The sequence below is a fragment of the Bradyrhizobium sp. URHC0002 genome, assembly GCF_054059515.1.
Window position 1 is genome coordinate 109,039 of the sequence record NZ_JBSSCF010000001.1, and the last position, 15,369, is coordinate 124,407.

General features: G+C 62.6%; 14 protein-coding genes and 5 pseudogenes. 3 read left to right on the forward strand and 16 right to left on the reverse strand.

The window, feature by feature from the left end; all coding sequences use genetic code 11:
- Positions 1-163 precede the first annotated feature (163 nt).
- On the reverse strand, positions 164-1,117 hold the full coding sequence (locus ACVWVY_RS00500) for a LysR family transcriptional regulator (protein ID WP_456624566.1): 954 nt from the start codon (positions 1,115-1,117) through the stop codon (positions 164-166).
- A gap of 100 nt (positions 1,118-1,217) precedes the next feature.
- Here ACVWVY_RS00500 and ACVWVY_RS00505 point away from each other — a divergent pair, with 100 nt between their 5' ends.
- On the forward strand, positions 1,218-2,318 hold the full coding sequence (locus ACVWVY_RS00505; protein ID WP_456624567.1) for a Bug family tripartite tricarboxylate transporter substrate binding protein: 1,101 nt from the start codon (positions 1,218-1,220) through the stop codon (positions 2,316-2,318).
- A pseudogene (locus ACVWVY_RS00510) lies at positions 2,236-2,514 on the forward strand (dioxygenase family protein); the annotation flags it as partial. The gene ACVWVY_RS00505 and the pseudogene ACVWVY_RS00510, both read left to right, overlap by 83 nt.
- A 92-nt stretch (positions 2,515-2,606) precedes the next feature.
- Here ACVWVY_RS00510 and ACVWVY_RS00515 read toward each other — a convergent pair.
- The 15 genes and pseudogenes from ACVWVY_RS00515 to ACVWVY_RS00585 all read right to left on the reverse strand — a co-directional run.
- Positions 2,607-3,242: pseudogene (locus ACVWVY_RS00515) on the reverse strand (dihydrofolate reductase family protein); the annotation flags it as partial.
- 7 nt (positions 3,243-3,249) lie between these two features.
- A pseudogene (locus ACVWVY_RS00520) lies at positions 3,250-3,646 on the reverse strand ((R)-mandelonitrile lyase).
- A 165-nt stretch (positions 3,647-3,811) separates the two neighbouring features.
- Positions 3,812-6,076 (reverse strand): molybdopterin cofactor-binding domain-containing protein, encoded by a 2,265-nt coding sequence (locus ACVWVY_RS00525; protein ID WP_456624568.1) that lies wholly within the window; start codon positions 6,074-6,076, stop codon positions 3,812-3,814.
- A 5-nt stretch (positions 6,077-6,081) separates the two neighbouring features.
- Positions 6,082-7,032 carry an FAD binding domain-containing protein gene (locus tag ACVWVY_RS00530; RefSeq protein ID WP_456624569.1) on the reverse strand — a complete coding sequence of 317 codons (951 nt, stop codon included), beginning with the start codon at positions 7,030-7,032 and terminating at the stop codon, positions 6,082-6,084.
- Entirely contained in the window at positions 7,029-7,682 is a 654-nt protein-coding gene (gene paoA / locus ACVWVY_RS00535; protein ID WP_456624570.1) for an aldehyde dehydrogenase iron-sulfur subunit PaoA, read from the reverse strand. The genes ACVWVY_RS00530 and paoA overlap by 4 nt, the downstream gene beginning before the upstream one ends.
- 98 nt (positions 7,683-7,780) lie before the next feature.
- Positions 7,781-8,125 (reverse strand): SDR family oxidoreductase, encoded by a 345-nt coding sequence (locus ACVWVY_RS00540; protein ID WP_456624571.1) that lies wholly within the window; start codon positions 8,123-8,125, stop codon positions 7,781-7,783.
- Entirely contained in the window at positions 8,122-8,607 is a 486-nt protein-coding gene (locus ACVWVY_RS00545; RefSeq protein WP_456624572.1) for an SDR family oxidoreductase, read from the reverse strand. Before ACVWVY_RS00545 ends, ACVWVY_RS00540 begins: the two co-directional genes overlap by 4 nt.
- Positions 8,608-8,673: 66 nt before the next feature.
- Positions 8,674-8,910: a hypothetical protein gene (locus tag ACVWVY_RS00550; protein ID WP_456624573.1), complete on the reverse strand. Its 237-nt coding sequence runs from the start codon at positions 8,908-8,910 to the stop codon at positions 8,674-8,676.
- Between the two features lie 20 nt (positions 8,911-8,930).
- Positions 8,931-9,479 carry an SDR family oxidoreductase gene (locus tag ACVWVY_RS00555; RefSeq protein WP_456624574.1) on the reverse strand — a complete coding sequence of 183 codons (549 nt, stop codon included), beginning with the start codon at positions 9,477-9,479 and terminating at the stop codon, positions 8,931-8,933.
- Positions 9,480-9,550: 71 nt separating this feature from the next.
- Positions 9,551-10,523, reverse strand: a pseudogene (locus tag ACVWVY_RS00560) (aldo/keto reductase).
- Positions 10,524-10,565: 42 nt separating this feature from the next.
- Entirely contained in the window at positions 10,566-10,826 is a 261-nt protein-coding gene (locus tag ACVWVY_RS00565) for an aldo/keto reductase (protein ID WP_456624575.1), read from the reverse strand.
- 13 nt (positions 10,827-10,839) lie between these two features.
- Positions 10,840-11,076: pseudogene (locus ACVWVY_RS00570) on the reverse strand (aldo/keto reductase); the annotation flags it as partial.
- A gap of 239 nt (positions 11,077-11,315) precedes the next feature.
- On the reverse strand, positions 11,316-11,588 hold the full coding sequence (locus tag ACVWVY_RS00575; RefSeq protein ID WP_456624576.1) for a hypothetical protein: 273 nt from the start codon (positions 11,586-11,588) through the stop codon (positions 11,316-11,318).
- A complete protein-coding gene (locus tag ACVWVY_RS00580) occupies positions 11,585-11,854 on the reverse strand; it encodes a conjugal transfer protein TraD (RefSeq protein WP_456624577.1) in 270 nt (89 codons plus the stop codon). Before ACVWVY_RS00580 ends, ACVWVY_RS00575 begins: the two co-directional genes overlap by 4 nt.
- Before the next feature lies 1 nt (position 11,855).
- The gene (locus ACVWVY_RS00585; protein WP_456632055.1) at positions 11,856-12,182 is read right to left on the reverse strand and encodes a conjugal transfer protein TraD; all 327 of its coding nucleotides are present in this window, start codon (positions 12,180-12,182) and stop codon (positions 11,856-11,858) included.
- Positions 12,183-12,353: 171 nt separating this feature from the next.
- On the opposite strand from ACVWVY_RS00585, the gene traA reads away from it, so the two are divergent.
- Positions 12,354-15,317: a Ti-type conjugative transfer relaxase TraA gene (traA, locus tag ACVWVY_RS00590; RefSeq protein WP_456624578.1), complete on the forward strand. Its 2,964-nt coding sequence runs from the start codon at positions 12,354-12,356 to the stop codon at positions 15,315-15,317.
- The last annotated feature ends 52 nt before the right edge of the window (positions 15,318-15,369 follow it).

A 15,369-nucleotide genomic window follows, 5' to 3' on the forward strand; every position in this document is an offset into this window, starting at 1 on the left:
CGAAGCTTTTACCTAGCCAACCAGGGGTAATGACGAATCGGACAACGCAAACGAAGAGGCGTGCATCGCGCTAGCGGCCTGGTTGCGACGGAACGTCTGCTTTGCCGCCAGAAGCATACCTCAAGGTCCGCATACCTCATTTGGGGCAGCTATGTGCGGTTATCTATCCCAATTTGGGGGAAGCCACAGGCTTAACGATCCCGCGCGTAAATTCGAGAAACAGCTGAGCGGCAGGGCTGAGTGTCCGGTCCTTCAGCATGATGACGCTGATCGGTGGCGCCCCTACGGGAAAATTTATCGGGAGCACTTTCAATTTCACACTAGGCGGATTGAAGTGCAGGAACATGCTCCCAAGGACCCCGAGGTAGTGGCCTCGTGCCACGATGTTACTCGTGCAAAGCGCTGACCCTACGGAGACAGCTCTTTGGGGAGGATCAAGGCCAATACTGTTGAATGCCTCGATGACCAAAGCACCCACGGGGTGATCCGGTGGTGGAAGACACCATCTTTCGTTTACCAAGTCGGCCAGCCCCAGCTTTCGTCGCCGAGCCAACGGACTGTCGGCGCCTGCGACGACCCACATTCGATCGTGACAAAGGACTGAAGCTTCTAAAGCTTGATCGAGGTCACCGTGTGCAATTCGCATGATCGCAAGTTCAACCCGCCGGTTCAGCAAGTCCCGCTGCTGTAATGTCGCCGGGTCCCCGAGAGCAACGTCGAACAGCAACCTCGGATATCGTTGCGTCAGTTGGTCGATCAGTGTCGGAAGCAAACCGGTGCTCAAGTTCTCCTCACATCCGATCCGCAGTTCCCCGGCCGTCGGATCGGATAAGGTCTCTAGTTCACTCACGCTCGTCCGTAGATCATCGAAGATCGCAACGCTGCGCTTCACCAACGCCCGTCCATGAGGTGTGGGTTCGACCCCGCCAGCCACGCGGTCAAACAAACGTACGCCCACGACCTGCTCCAGCTCCGCGATCGCCTTCGATACAACGGGTTGCGAGATTGCGAGGTGTTCGGCTGCTTTCGCCATGCTGCCCCAACGGGCCACTGCAACAAGCACATTTAGTTGCCGCAATTTAAGTCGGCGACTGATCGTCTCGGAGCGTTGCGCCATGCGACATTCCAAAAAGCTATAGGCCCTGTGGAAAATAGAACTTAACGTCTATGCCAAAAGCCCACAAGGTTAGGACATTCAAGACCCCAGGAGAGCCTCAATGAATGCAATCAGATGCATCGCTCGATATATCGTAACGGCGTTGCCGTTGCTTGGCAGCGGCGTTGTGGCGGCTCACGCGGAGGGGTATCCTTCGAATCTTATCCGCATCGTGGTCCCAACCGGACCGGGGACGCCACCAGACGTCATCAGCCGGGTTATCGCAACCGAACTCGAAGCAGAGGGCTGGCGGACGGTTGTAGAGAATAAGCCCGGCGCGCTTCAAAGCATTGGTATAGCCGAGGTACTTAAGCAGCCGGCGGACGGCTACACGATCTATTCCATGAGCGTACCGACCGCGGCCGTGCCCGCCCTGATGCCGAACCTGGGGATGCGGCCAGAGGTCGATTTCATCCCCGTTATCAAGCTTTCGAAGTCTTACAACGCACTCGTGGTGCCCCCTTCTTTTCCGGCGAAGTCCATTGCCGAGTTGGTAGCCATCCTCAAGCGGGAGCCTGGAAAATACAATTTCTCATCAGCTGGATTTGGAACCCCGGCGCACCTCATCGGAGAGATGTTCAAAATGCAGACAGGCGTACAAGCAATCCACGTGCCTTATCAGCAGCAACAGCAACGTGTCGGCGACCTCATGAATGGCACCAACCATTTCGATTTTCTTGCGACAGTTACAGTAGCCGATTTCGTAGAAACCGGCCGGCTTCGCGCCCTCGGCGTGACCGCGCCTGAGCGTGTGGCTGGGCTGAAGGACGTACCGACGGTGGTCGAGCAAGGCTTTCCTGAACTGGTTCTAGAAGACTACGTGGGCTTCGCTGTCAAGAGCGGCACCCCCGGCGATATCGTGGCGACCCTTAACAAGGCGATGAACAAGGCGCTTCAGAAACCCAGGATCGTTGAAACCTTTGCCAAGCTTGGCGCAACGCCGGCGGGAGGAACGCCCGACGCGTTCGGAGCTCTGCTCACGGAGCAGGTTGCTTGCTGGGAAAGGTCATCCGAGAGTCCGGGATCAAGATGCCGCAATAGGCGACCCTTCACCCTCGACCTCATCCCGAAAGAGTATAATGCGTACGCCAGAGCAGATTCTCGGTCCTTACTTCCCGACGGGAATAAGCCCCGTGACCAGCGGCGACCTGACATCGAATAGTGGGGGTGCTGGTCGCGCGCTGGGGGAGATCGTCGAAATCGGTGGCCGCGTCGTCAATGTTGAGAACGAGCCGATTCGGGGCGCTCGAATCCTTGTTTGGCAAGCCAACTGCTTTGGCCGTTACGCACAACCCAATGATCTGACGAAAGCGCCGCTAGATCCGAACTTCCACGGATTTCTGCGAAGTCCACTCCAACGAAGCGGCTCATATCGGATCCGGACCGTGAAGCCGGGCGCATATCCAGCGATGGACGGCTGGACGCGGGCGCCGCATGTCAATCGGCGTTGGCTGCTCTCCAGCGTCATCGCCGTAACGGGGGCGCGCTGGTCGGCCGCGGCTTCCGTGGAGTCGAAGACGCTCGGCGCCCCTTTCGCCGTCCACGGCGGGGCAGATGATCAGGTTGAGCTCGTCGACCAGCCCGGCGCGCAGAAAGGCGCCATTGGCTCCGCCCCCACCTTCGAGCAACAGGCGCTTCTCGCCGAGTTCGCGACCGAGGATGCCCAAGGTGAGTTCCAGGTCGAGCTTCGATTTTCCGCCGAATACGTAGGATACGCCTTCCCTGCGCAGGCCGGCCAGGTGCGCATCCCCGACCGCCTCGGATAGGACGACCACGATCGGATCGCCGCCGATGTCGGAACGGCCCCAAGCTATCTTTCCGTTGGCATCCAGCACGATGCCATATGCCTTTGCATCGCGCCGCGCGAACCATGGCTCCCGCGCAAAGGTCTGCTGCGTCGACAGGGGATAAGGCTTACCCTTGGCGAACTCCCGGCCGGTGACGCGCCCGACGAACCAGGCGTCGCCGGCGAGTCGTCATGCAACCACTCGAACGCCTCTCCGGCCGCTCCCTTGGGACGCCAACGGCTCGGAAGCGTTCGGCCGTCGACGCTGGAGGCCATGAGGCAGATGACTTGCGGTTTCATTCGATCATCACTTTCCGTATTGCTCGTCGGTGACCTTTCTCCATCCATTCGACGACCTTGCCGTCGAGCGCTTCGGCAATGGCGACGTGCGTCATCGCGCAATCGGGCACGGCGCCATGCCAATGCTTCTCTCCCGGCGCGAACCAGACGATGTCTCCAGGACGGATGCTCTCGATCGGCCCACCCTCGCGCTGGACGCGGCCGAGGCCGGCGGAAATGAGCAACGTCTGGCCGAGAGGATGGGTATGCCAGGCGGTGCGTGCACCGGGCTCGAAGGTGACGGTCGCGCCGCCTACCCGGGCTGCGCCGGTGCCCTTGAACGGCGCATCGATCCTGACGCTGCCGGTAAAATACTGTTCGGGACCTTTCGCAGACGGCTGCGAACCGCTTCGGGTGATCTCCATCTGCGCTGTCCTTCCTGTCGTTTTCATAATGGTCGCGGAGGCCGCGATATCGAACATCTTTCGGGCAGCGATGTTCACACAACGAACGTGAAGACTTTGGCCGACCAGGCAAGCAGCTTTCTTCGTGAAATCGGCAAGAGAGGTTCTTCAACGTTTGGCTCTGCGTCAGCCAACCGCCGGCAGCTTATCGATCAGCTTATCGAGGGTGATCGGATAATTGCGCACGCGGACGCCTGTAGCGTTGTAGATCGCGTTGGCGACGGCGGCGGCGACCCCGCAAATGCCCAATTCGGCGACGCCCTTGGCCTTCATCGGCGAGGACATTGGATCGGTCTCGTCGAGGAAGATCATCTCCTGATGGGGAATGTCGGCATGAACCGGCACTTCGTACGCGGCCAGATCGTGGTTGACGAAGAAGCCGACGCGCTTGTCCACGACGAGCTCTTCCATCAGTGCGGCGCCCACTCCCATCGTCATCGCACCGATCACCTGGCTGCGCGCCGATTTGGGGTTGAGAATGCGGCCCGCGGCGCACACGGCCAGCATACGCCGAACGCGGATTTCCGCCGTCGCAATATCAACGCCGACCTCGACGAAATGCGCGCCGAAAGTCGACTGCTGGTACTTCTTATGAAGATCTCCGTATTCGATGGCATCTTCCGCACTGAGGCTGCCCTTTCGCGCGGCCTCGGCCAATGGCACGCCACGATTGCCGGCGCGAACCTCGCCTTCTGCGAACTCGGTCTCAGCTGAGTTGAAGCCGAGCTTCTGCGCGATCATCTCCCGCAGCTTCACGCACGCGGCGTAGACGCCTGCGGTGGAATTGTTGGCGCCCCATTGACCGCCCGAACCGGCTGAAACCGGGAACGTCGAGTCGCCGAGACGGACGGTCACCCGATCAAGCGGCAGGCCCATCATCTCAGCGGCGGTTTGCGCGATGATGGTGTAGGTGCCGGTGCCGATGTCGGTCATGTCGGTCTCGACGGTCACGGACCCGTCCTTTTCAAGCCGGACCCGCGCGGCGGACTTCGTCAGTTGATTGTTTCGGAACGCGGCGGCCGTCCCGACTCCCGTCATCCAGTGCCCGTCGCGGACTTGACCGGGTTCAGCGTTCCGTTTGCTCCAGCCGAAGCGCTGGGCGCCGAGCCGAAAACACTCCACAAGCTGGCGTTGCGAGAACGGAAGGCTCGGCTGTTTGTCGGTCTGCGCGTCCGCATGATTCTGGGGATCCTGCGACGAAGTGGGGCTGGGCCGGTCCGGAACGACCTGGGTATCGTTGAGAATGCGGAACTCGATCGGATCGATGCCAAGCTTTTCCGCCATTTCGTCGATCGCTATCTCGAGCGCCATCATGCCGGTGGCTTCGCCGGGCGCACGCATGGCGTTGCCCTCGGGCAGGTCGAGCACGGTGAGCTTTGTCGCCGTCATTCGGTTGGCGCCGGCGTAGAGCATCCGCGTCGGCGCAACGGCGCCGTCGGCCTTGCCGCCGGGCAGGTCGCCTGACCAGCTTTCGTGGCCGATCACCGTGATCTTGCCGTCCTTGGTCGCTCCGATCCTGACCCGCTGGATCGTTGCCGGACGGTGGGTGGTGTTGTTGAACACCAGCGGACGTTGCAGGGCGACCTTGACCGGGCGTCCGGCCGCCCTGGCTCCGAGTGCAGCGAGCAGCGCATCCGCACGCGGAAAAAGTTTGCCGCCGAACCCCCCGCCGATGAATGGCGAGATAAGACGCACCTTTTCTTTCGGGATGCCGAGCGTCTTGGCGATGTCGGCCGTATTCCAGGCAATCATCTGGTTCGAGGTCCAGAGCGTCAGCTTGTCGCCTTCCCAGGCCGCCGTCGAAGCATGCGGCTCCATCATCGCATGCGCCTCGTCGGGCGTTGTGTAGGTGGCATCGAGCTGGACCTGCGCCGATGAGAATGTGCCCTCAAAATCGCCGACCGCGCTGTCGCCGGCCCCCCCGGTAATTTTCTGCGGCTTCGCAGCGCCTAATTCGCTCGACAGGTCAAAAGCGCCGTCCGCGCGGACGTAATCGACTTTGACCAACTGCGCTGCGGCACGGGCCTGCTCGAAGGTCTCCGCGACGACGACGGCGACGGCCTGGTGATAGTGCTGGATCTCGGGACCTCCCAACAACTTGGCGGTGTTGAGATTGCCCTTGTCGAGCTTGCCGGCATTCTCCGCCGTGACGATGGCAAGCACGCCAGACGCGGCCTTGGCGCTCGCGAGGTCGATCGATGCGATGCGGCCCTTGGCGATCGCCGAGCCGACCACGTAGCCGTAGGCGGGATTCGCCACGGCGTCGTGCCGTTCATAAGCGTAGGGCGCCGTTCCGGTGGTCTTCAGTCGACCGTCGATCCGGTCCACGGGCTTGCCGACGATCTTCAATTGGTCGATCGGATTGGTGGTCGCTGGTGTTTCGAACTTCATGGGATCTAGCCTTTCGCTTCCGCCAACACTGAGGCGAGCGTGCGCTCGGCCAGCGAGACCTTGAACGCATTCTGATCGGTCGGTTGCGCACCTGCCAGAAGCTGCGCCGTCGCCGCCCTGGCGCCGCGCGGCAGTTCGCGCTCCGCGGCTTCTACCCGCCATGGCTTGTGGGCGACGCCTCCGAGCGCGACGGATCCGCTGCTGTCGCGCTGCACGATGGCTGCGACCGAAACCAGCGCGAAGGCGTACGACGCGCGGTCCCGGACCTTGCGGTAGATGTGCGTACCGCCGACAGGCTTCGGCAGCGAGACCGCCGTGATGAGCTCGCCGGGCACAAGCACCGTCTCGATCTGCGGAGTGTCACCCGGCAGCCGATGGAAGTCAGCGATCGGGACCGAACGTGCCGATCCATCGGGGCGCACGGTCTCGACTTTCGCGTCGAGGGCGCGCATGGCGACCGCCATGTCGCTCGGATGGGTTGCAATGCAGGCATCACTTCCGCCAATGATGGCGTGTTGCCGGCTGAAGCCGCCGATCGCCGAACAGCCGCTATCCGGCTGGCGTTTGTTGCATGGCATGTTGGTGTCGTAAAAATAGGGACAGCGGGTTCGCTGCAGAAGGTTGCCCGCCGTAGTCGCCTTGTTGCGCAACTGGCCGGACGCGCCGGCAAGCAAGGCACGCGAGAGCACTGCGTAGTCCCGCTTCACACGTTCATCGGCGGCGAGATCCGTGTTGCGGACCAGTGCTCCGATGCGCAATCCGCCGTCCGGCAACGCTTCGATCTTGTCGAGCGCCAGACGGTTGACGTCGATGAGGTGGGCCGGCTTCTCGATCTCGAGCTTCATCAGATCGAGCAGATTGGTGCCGCCCGCGATGAACTTTGCGTCCGGGACTCGTGCAGCAGCCGCTGCGGCCTCAGCGGGCGATTTGGCGCGTTCATAGGTGAATGATTTCATGACGGCCTCCCGGCAACCTCGGTGATCGCCTCAGCGATGTTGGAGTAGGCTCCGCAGCGGCAGATGTTGCCGCTCATGCGTTCGCGCAGCTCGGCGTTCGTCAATTGTGCCGGCGCGTTCAGATCGACGGTGACATGGCTCGGGATCCCGGCCTTGATCTCGTCGAGGACGGCTACCGCGGAGCAGATCTGGCCAGGCGTGCAGTAGCCGCACTGGTAGCCGTCGTGTTTGACGAACGCCGCCTGCATCGCGTGCAGGTTGTCGGGCGTGCCGAGTCCCTCGATCGTCGTGACACTGTCGCCGTCATGCATCACAGCCAGCGACAGGCAGGAGTTGATCCGCCGTCCGTCGACGATCACCGTGCAAGCGCCGCATTGACCGTGGTCGCAACCCTTCTTGGAACCCGTCAGATGCAGGTGCTCGCGCAGCGCATCGAGGAGCGTGGTGCGGGTATCGAGTTCCAGGTCCCGTGGCAAGCCGTTGACCGTGAACGAGACCCGACTGTTCGCAAGACCATCGGTGATGGCCGGGACTGCGGGCGGGCTGGTCTGAGCTTGGGAAGGCGACGATTTGACGCCAAGGGCCACAGTAGCGGCGGTTCCCATCAACATGTTCCGCCTAGAAAGCTCGAATGTGCCAAGTTTGTGCATTTCACGGGTTCCGTCGCTTGCTGAAGTCTTGAATCAACGTCGGTGGCGCCGAATGTTCCCCACAAGGAAAAATCCGTGGGGGCCGCGAGATCGGCGCGTTATTTCGACGCAAGATCGCCGAACCAGTAAGAGGCAGTGACTCCACCATCCATGAGGAAGTCGCTGCCGGTGATGAAGGCGCCGTCGGCGCCCATCAGGAGAGCCCCCACGGTCCCGACCTCATCCGGCGTTCCGGCCCGGCCGGTCGGACACAAATCGATCATGCGCCGGTAGCCTTCTCCTCGCGGGCCTGACAGTTCGTCCTTGGCGAGCGGAGTGATGATGATGCCTGGGCTGATGGTGTTCACCCGCGCACCGCGTTTACCCCACCTCACCGCTTCGGCCATGACCCGCAGCGAATTGCAGCGCTTGGATATCTGATAGGCATGGAGGGGATCCGTCACCGGATCAGGCTGCAACATGGCAAGCGAAACAGCTCGTCGGCAGGTGTCGTTGCAAGAGCCTTGTCCTGTTCGGCCGTCAGCGCCGGCAGGCGATGGCCGGACATCGAAGCGATGACGACGCAAGAGCCGCCCTGGGCAATGACATTGCCGAATTCCTCGAGCACTAGTGCCGTCCCGTAGAGGTCGACATTCAGGATGACTGCCGGCGGTGCCTGTGACGGCGAGACGCCGGCGGCGTGAATGACGCCGGAGCGCTCGCCGATCGCCGTCGCTGTCTCAACGAGCGCGTGGACCGACTCGCGCGAAGACACATCGACGGTCGCGGTACTCACCTCGAAGCCGGCTTCGCTCAGCACCTTTGCCGCCGCGTCGGCATTCTCCGGACGCAGGTCGGCCAGCAAAACGTGCTTGCCCGCGCTGACGCGCCGCGCGATCGCTTGGCCGATTGATCCGGCTCCGATGACGACGATAACGTTGGTCATGGCACTTTCCCTTCTCGAAAATGGCGACCGGTTGTCGCCGTTGCATTCGTTGTCCGCGCTTTCTCTTCAGGCCGCGGCTGCCGCCCGGTGCGCGGCGACCTTTGCAAGATCGTCGCGGACGCGTTGCGGCTCCTCCGCAAGTGGCATGTTGGGCAGGTCGCGCACTCCATCGAGCGCCCCCTCCGGGTCGGCATCGAGCCGGGCGAACAGCGCGTCGAAGTCGTGCGTGGCGGCGCCCGTATCGGCGACCAGCTCGAACGTCTTGCGCAAAGCCAGGTCGGAGCGGAGGCTGTTGACCAGCACTTGCGCGATCTGCCGACGCGCTATGACCCCATCGCTACTGTGCCGGCGTGCCGCCGATCGCCCTGTAGCAGGACGAGCCAGTGCTGATCCTTGGCGTTGTAATCGAACCAGCCGGGACGTGCGATCGTGTACGGCATGCCGCTCGCGCGGACGAGCCGCTCCGACCGCCGCTTCCAGTCATGGGCCTCGGTCGTGCGGTTGTAGCTGCCCACTCGATCGGTCACCCCGATGGATGTCATCAGGGCGATCCTCACGTTCTTTGAACTCAGCGCCGCAAGGACATTGCGCACGCCACCATAGTCGACCGTCTCCGCACCAGCTTTGCCCAGGCCATCGGAACCGAGCGTGAAAACGATTGCGTCGATACCGTCGACGACATCACCAAGCGTATCCGGGCGGGTCACGTCGCCGACGACCACCTGCGCCCGAGAGTTGACCTGGCGAGCCTTGCACTCCGTACGCACCAAGGCGCGAACGACGTGGCCCTGACCGAGAGCTTCCTCGACAAGCAGGCGCCCGATGCTTCCGGTCGCGCCAACAACCAACACGGTAAGGGGTGCTTCGGTCATTTTGAGTTTCCTTTTTGCCCTTCAGGCTCGCTGCGCTCGGCTCCGATGCAACGCGTCTGCAGCCTTGACGACTACAAGTACCGTTCGTTTCCGGTTCCTCGCGCACCCTGGATTTCGATCGTCGATGCAGCAGCGTCGATCTCACGCAGGTCGTCGGCGGTGAGATCGATCTCGATCGACGCGAGATTCTCATCGAGATGGCTGAGCTTGCGCGTGCCGGGGATAGGCACGATCCAGGGTTCTTGCGCCAACAGCCATGCCAACGCGATTTGTGCCGGGGTCGCTTTCTTGCTCTCGGCAATCTGCACCAACAGATCAACCAGAGCCTGGTTGTTCTTCATGGCTTCAGGCGTGAACCGAGGAAACCACGACCTCACGTCGGATTTCGCGAAGGTCGAGTCTGGGGCGACCTTTCCCGTCAGGAAACCTTGTCCGAACGGGCGCCACGGCACGAAGCCAATTCCGAGCTCCTCGCAGGTTGGCAGCACTTCTGCTTCCGGATCCCGCGCCCATAACGAATACTCGTTCTGAACTGCGGCGACTGGCCGAACGGCGTGAGCCCGGCGGATGGTCTTGGCTCCGGTCTCCGACAGACCGAAGTGCTTCACTTTGCCTTCGGCGACGAGGTCCTTCACGGCGCCCGCGACCTCTTCGATCGGCACGTTCGGATCGACGCGATGCTGATAGAGCAGATCGATGCGGTCCGTCTTCAGGCGCCTTCGACAACCCTCTTGATATGTTCCGGACGACTGTCAAAGCCGCGCCGCTCGCGCGTCGCAGGATCGATGTCGAACCCGAATTTCGTGGCGATCACGACCCGATCGCGAACGGGAGCCAAGCCTTCGCCGACCAGTTCCTCGTTGGCGAACGGACCGTACACTTCCGCCGTATCGAAAAAGGTCACTCCGCGCTCGAACGCCGTCCGCAACAGCGCGATCGTGGCCTGCTTATCTTCGGGTGGGCCGTAATTGCCGGTCATTCCATGCAGCCCAGCCCCAAAGCCGAGACCTTGAGACCGCTTCTGCCAAGTTCACGCATTTTCATGTTCTAAACTCCTGTCAGTCAGTCGTGCCGGTGCACCGCCGGTCAGCGGTCGATCGCGGCATCCAGCGCAGTCGAAAGCGGCGCGCCCTTGATGTCGATGCTGGAGAAGGCGCTATCGATCTCGCCCAGGTCTTCGGTGGACAGCTCGACGTTCGCAGCGGCCAGGTTGTCGTCCAGATGCGCAAGCTTGGTGCCGCCAGGGATCGGTACGATCCAAGGTTTCTGGGCCAGCAGCCACGCCAGCGCGATCTGAGCCGGGTGTGATGCCCTTTTGGGCGGCGAGCTCCATGAGGAAATCGACAATTCTGAAGTTGGCTTCCAGCGCTTCAGGGGTGAAGCGCGGAAAGTCTTTCCTGAGGTCGTCCGGATCGTCGAATTTCATGTCCCTTGTGATGGCGCCCGTCAGGAATCCCTGACCGAGCGGTCCCCAGGCGACCAGGCCGATGCCGAGCTCTTCACACAGTGCGAACTTCGTTTCTTCCGGTTCGCGCATCCATGAAAAGCTAGCCGAGTATGCACCAAACTTCATTGGCGCGTGAGCCGCGTGAAACATAAATTCAATGTCTCTCCGGTGGCGACGCGAGTCGCTGAATGGGAAGCGAGCGGCGTTCCATACCGAACTGGCGCTCCGCAGCAAGAGACCGAAAATCGCGCTGCAACTATGCGATTCCTATAACGTTGCTGGCGCGAGCGTCGCAAAAACAGTTGCGCGCAATGGCAATACCGACCCTAAGAAATGCGGACGAGGCACAGGGTCGCGTGTCGGTTGCCCGTTGATCTATCCCAAATAGCCTATCGAAAAGGCGCAATAGTTGTTTCGACATAACCACGCGCAAAAGGAGGAGCGCTCTGAGTAGTTTCGATCTTCGTGACAACCTTGGCGCCCAGTTCCGAATGATCACGGATGACAACCTGATTGACATTGCCCTTGAACAGCAATTGCTGACCAAGATCTGCGCAGGGAGCCGCGGGAACTGTACGGTGGCTTTCCGGTCGGCGCCAAGCCGCGCGATGGCGGGCAGCGCTGCGATATTTGGAGTCTCCGCGCCGCCGGCCATCGGTCATGCCCGATCCTGTGGCGTTTCCTGCGAGATGGTGGACGCATCTGTCGCCCGTTCCACAGCGAATGCCCCCTTTCCCTTTGCGGCCCAGAGCACCCGCGCCTGTTCGCCGTGATTGCTTTTGAGCCTGTCTGCCATCCAGAGCAGCGCGCCGAGGATGATGGCGCGATCATCGCCGGTCAGGTCCACCACACCAGCTTTGACGACGAGGCCGCCCAGTTCAATCAGGTGCCGCGTGCGCTTGCGGCGCTCGACTTGCCATGCGCGCATATCATGCCGCGCCCTTGTTGCCTGTTGACGGTTGCGCGCCGCCCGGTTGCGCTCGAGCGCCGCCAGTGTGGCGCTCAGCTGCCGGAGCAGTTCGCCGCGCCCGGCTCTGAAAGAACGCAGCTCCTCGCCTGGCCCATGCCTCCCTCTTTCCAGCATCTTTGGTCTCAGTCAGCACGATCAGCGCGCCTGCCAGTTCATCGACGCTGAGGCTGTCTGCCCCGGTGGCGATGACCAACTCGCCGAGCTGCTGCACCTTGCGGCTCTTGAGGTCGCGCGCCTTGTCCTGAAGCGCTTTCAGTTCCCCGTCGAAATCCCGCGGCTTGCGCATCACGTCCTCCAGCAATGTTGATGGAGCGATGATAGTTGAGCCCTGGGCATAATGCTTTAACGTCGCCGGGACGGCTTGAGACGGTGTAGTCCCGCCCGAGAATTTTTCGAGGGAGGGCGCGCTTATACGTCGTTCCGACGTGCGCTTGACCGTGCCACTGATCCGATCGCGATGGCGATCTATCATCTTCACGTCAAGGTCATTGGCCGCAAGGCCGGGAGCAGCGCGGTGGCGTCAGCCGCCTACCGCTCGGGCTCGCGGCTGCGCGACGAGCGGCTTGATCGCAGCCACGATTTTTCCGCAAAGCGCGGCGTCGTCCATTCCGAGGTGCTGCTGCCGGAGAACGCGCCCGCTGTGTGGAAGGACCGCGAACGGCTCTGGAACGATGTCGAGGCGTTCGAAGTCCGCAAGGACGCCCAGCTTGCCCGCGAGGTGGAATTCGCGCTTCCCCGCGAGATGACCCAGGCTCAGGGCATCGAGCTGGCCCGCGACTTCGTGCAGGCTGAGTTTGTGGACCGGGGCATGATCGCCGATCTCAATGTGCATTGGGATATGGCGGAGGATGGAAGCCCCAAACCGCATGCCCATGTCATGCTGACAATGCGCGCGGTGGACGAGAACGATTTCGGCCCGAAGGTGCGGGACTGGAACCGCACGGAGATGGTCGAGCGCTGGCGCGAACGCTGGGCGGAGCTCGCCAATGAGCGCCTGGCCGAACTCGACATTGACGCGCGCATCGACCATCGCAGCCTAGAGGCGCAGGGCATCGCGCTGGAGCCGCAAAGCCAGATCGGTGCGCCCGCCAAAGGTATCGAGGACCGGCGCATCGAGGGCGAAGGGATCGAGGCCGACCGCGCCGAGATGCACCACGAGATTGCGCGCGTCAATGGCGCGCGGATCATCGCCGATCCTTCGCTTGCATTGCACGCGATCACTCATCAGCAATCGACCTTCACAAGCCGCGACATGGCGAAGTTTGCGCATCGTCACAGCGACGGCATCGACCAGTTTAATAAGGTCATGGGTGCGATGCGCGGAGCGCCCGATCTGGTCGAACTCGGCAGGGACGGGCGCGGCGATAGTCGCTTCACTACCCGGCAGATGATCGAGGCGGAACAACGCCTGCACCGCGCAGCGGAATTGATGGCCGAGCGGGAACGCCATGAGGTGAATGACAGGCACCGCCAAGCCGCTTTGGCACCTGGCGAACAGCGCGGCCTTGTCCTGTCCCGCGAGCAGGCCGACGCGCTGACGCATGTCACGGACGGGCGCGATCTTTCGATCGTGGTCGGCTATGCCGGGACCGGCAAGAGCGCCATGCTGGGCGTGGCGCGGGGGGCATGGGAAGCGGCGGGTTATGAGGTTCGCGGTGTCGCTCTTTCCGGCATCGCTGCGGAAAATCTCGAAAGCGGATCGGGCATTGCGTCCCGCACCATCGCCAGCATGGAACATGGCTGGGGACAGGGTCGCGATCTTCTCACTGCGCGCGACGTTCTGGTAATCGACGAGGCGGGCATGGTCGGCACGCGCCAGTTGGAGCGCGTCCTATCGCATGCGGCAGAGGCCAACGCGAAAGTCGTGCTGGTTGGCGATGTCAAGCAGTTGCAAGCCATCGAAGCTGGCGCGGCGTTCCGGTCCATCCATGAACGTCACGGCGGGGCCGAAATCGGCGAGGTGCGCCGCCAGCGCGAGGACTGGCAGCGCGATGCCACGCGCGATCTGGCGACCGGCAGGACCGGCAATGCGCTCGAAGCCTACCGCTCCCGAGGCATGGTGCATGAGGCGGCAACACGCGAGCAGGCGCGCGGCGATCTGATCGAGCGCTGGGATCGCGACCGGCAGGCAGCACCGAAGCGCAGCCGGATCATTCTCACCCACACCAACGACGAGGTCCGCGCCCTCAACGAGGCTGCGCGGGAGCGGATGCGGGTTGAGGGTGGTCTTGGGGATGACGTGCGCCTGACGGTCGAGCGCGGCGAGCGCCGCTTCGCCAGCGGGGACCGCGTCATGTTCCTGCAAAACGAGCGCGGACTCAGCGTGAAGAACGGCACGCTTGGAACCATCGAACAGGTCAGCGCGCAATCCATGGCCGTGCAGACCGACGATGGCCGATCCGTTCGCTTCGACCTCAGGGATTATAACCGGATCGACCATGGCTATGCCGCGACCATCCACAAGGCTCAGGGCATGACGGTGGACCGCGCCCATGTGCTGGCGACGCCAGGCATGGACGTCCATGGCAGCTATGTCGCCTTGTCGCGGCACCGCGACGGTGTGGACCTGCATTATGGCCGTGACGATTTTGCCAGTCGGGACCGGCTTGTCCGCACCCTGTCGCGCGACCGGGCCAAAGACATGGCCTCGGATTACGAACGCGCCGATCCGGCCCAAAACTATGCCGAGCGGCGTGGGATCACCTTCCGCGAGCGCCTGGCCGAGATCGTGCGCAAGGTCGTTCCGGAAAAGTTGCGCGGCATGTTCGATGGCCTGCGCCCGTCTGCCGAAGCTGTGCCTGGCACAGGCAGCGCGCGGAGGCCGCAACGGGAAGCGCCGGAAAGGAAGGTGGTGGAAGACCCGGAAGCGGCGCTGCGTAAGGCCCGCACGAAGGCTCTCATCCGTCATGCCCGAGCCGTGAATGCGATCTTCGATATGCAGGAGCAGGGCGGCAAGGCCAGCCCGGAGCAGGTGAAGGAATTGCAGGAGGCCCGCAAGGTCTTCGAGGAGGTGCGGCCGTACGGCTCGCACGACGCCGAAGCGGCCTACAAGAAGAACCCGGAACTCGCGCTTGAAGCCGCTTCGGGCAACTCCGCCCGCGCCGTCCGCGCTCTCCAGCTCGAGACCGAGTTGCGCACCGATCCCGGCCGCCGTGCCGACCGTTTCGTGGAACGCTGGCAGAAGCTCGACCAGGCCAGCCAGCGCCACTATCAGGCGGGCGACATCTCCGGCTACAAGGCGACGCGCTCGGCGATGGGCGACATGGCCAAAAGCCTTGAACGCGATCCGCAACTGGAATCCATCCTCGCCAACCGCAAGCGAGAGCTCGGCATATCGTTCGAATCAGGCCGCCGACTCGGCCAGGAATTGGCTTTCACTCACGGCCTCGACATCGGCAGAGGCCGCGGCATCGGAATTTGATCCATCCATCTGCCGCCGTCTCGACGCCACGCTACGACGGGTCGAACAACCC

Coding starts and splice junctions, on each gene's coding strand:
- ACVWVY_RS00500 (WP_456624566.1), bottom strand. CDS start 1,117: ATGGCGCAACGCTCCGAGACGATCAGTCGCCGACTTAAATTGCGGCAA.
- ACVWVY_RS00505 (WP_456624567.1), top strand. CDS start 1,218: ATGAATGCAATCAGATGCATCGCTCGATATATCGTAACGGCGTTGCCG.
- ACVWVY_RS00525 (WP_456624568.1), bottom strand. CDS start 6,076: ATGAAGTTCGAAACACCAGCGACCACCAATCCGATCGACCAATTGAAG.
- ACVWVY_RS00530 (WP_456624569.1), bottom strand. CDS start 7,032: ATGAAATCATTCACCTATGAACGCGCCAAATCGCCCGCTGAGGCCGCA.
- paoA (WP_456624570.1), bottom strand. CDS start 7,682: ATGCACAAACTTGGCACATTCGAGCTTTCTAGGCGGAACATGTTGATG.
- ACVWVY_RS00545 (WP_456624572.1), bottom strand. CDS start 8,607: ATGACCAACGTTATCGTCGTCATCGGAGCCGGATCAATCGGCCAAGCG.
- ACVWVY_RS00555 (WP_456624574.1), bottom strand. CDS start 9,479: ATGACCGAAGCACCCCTTACCGTGTTGGTTGTTGGCGCGACCGGAAGC.
- ACVWVY_RS00575 (WP_456624576.1), bottom strand. CDS start 11,588: ATGACCGATGGCCGGCGGCGCGGAGACTCCAAATATCGCAGCGCTGCC.
- ACVWVY_RS00580 (WP_456624577.1), bottom strand. CDS start 11,854: ATGCGCGCATGGCAAGTCGAGCGCCGCAAGCGCACGCGGCACCTGATT.
- ACVWVY_RS00585 (WP_456632055.1), bottom strand. CDS start 12,182: ATGCGCAAGCCGCGGGATTTCGACGGGGAACTGAAAGCGCTTCAGGAC.
- traA (WP_456624578.1), top strand. CDS start 12,354: ATGGCGATCTATCATCTTCACGTCAAGGTCATTGGCCGCAAGGCCGGG.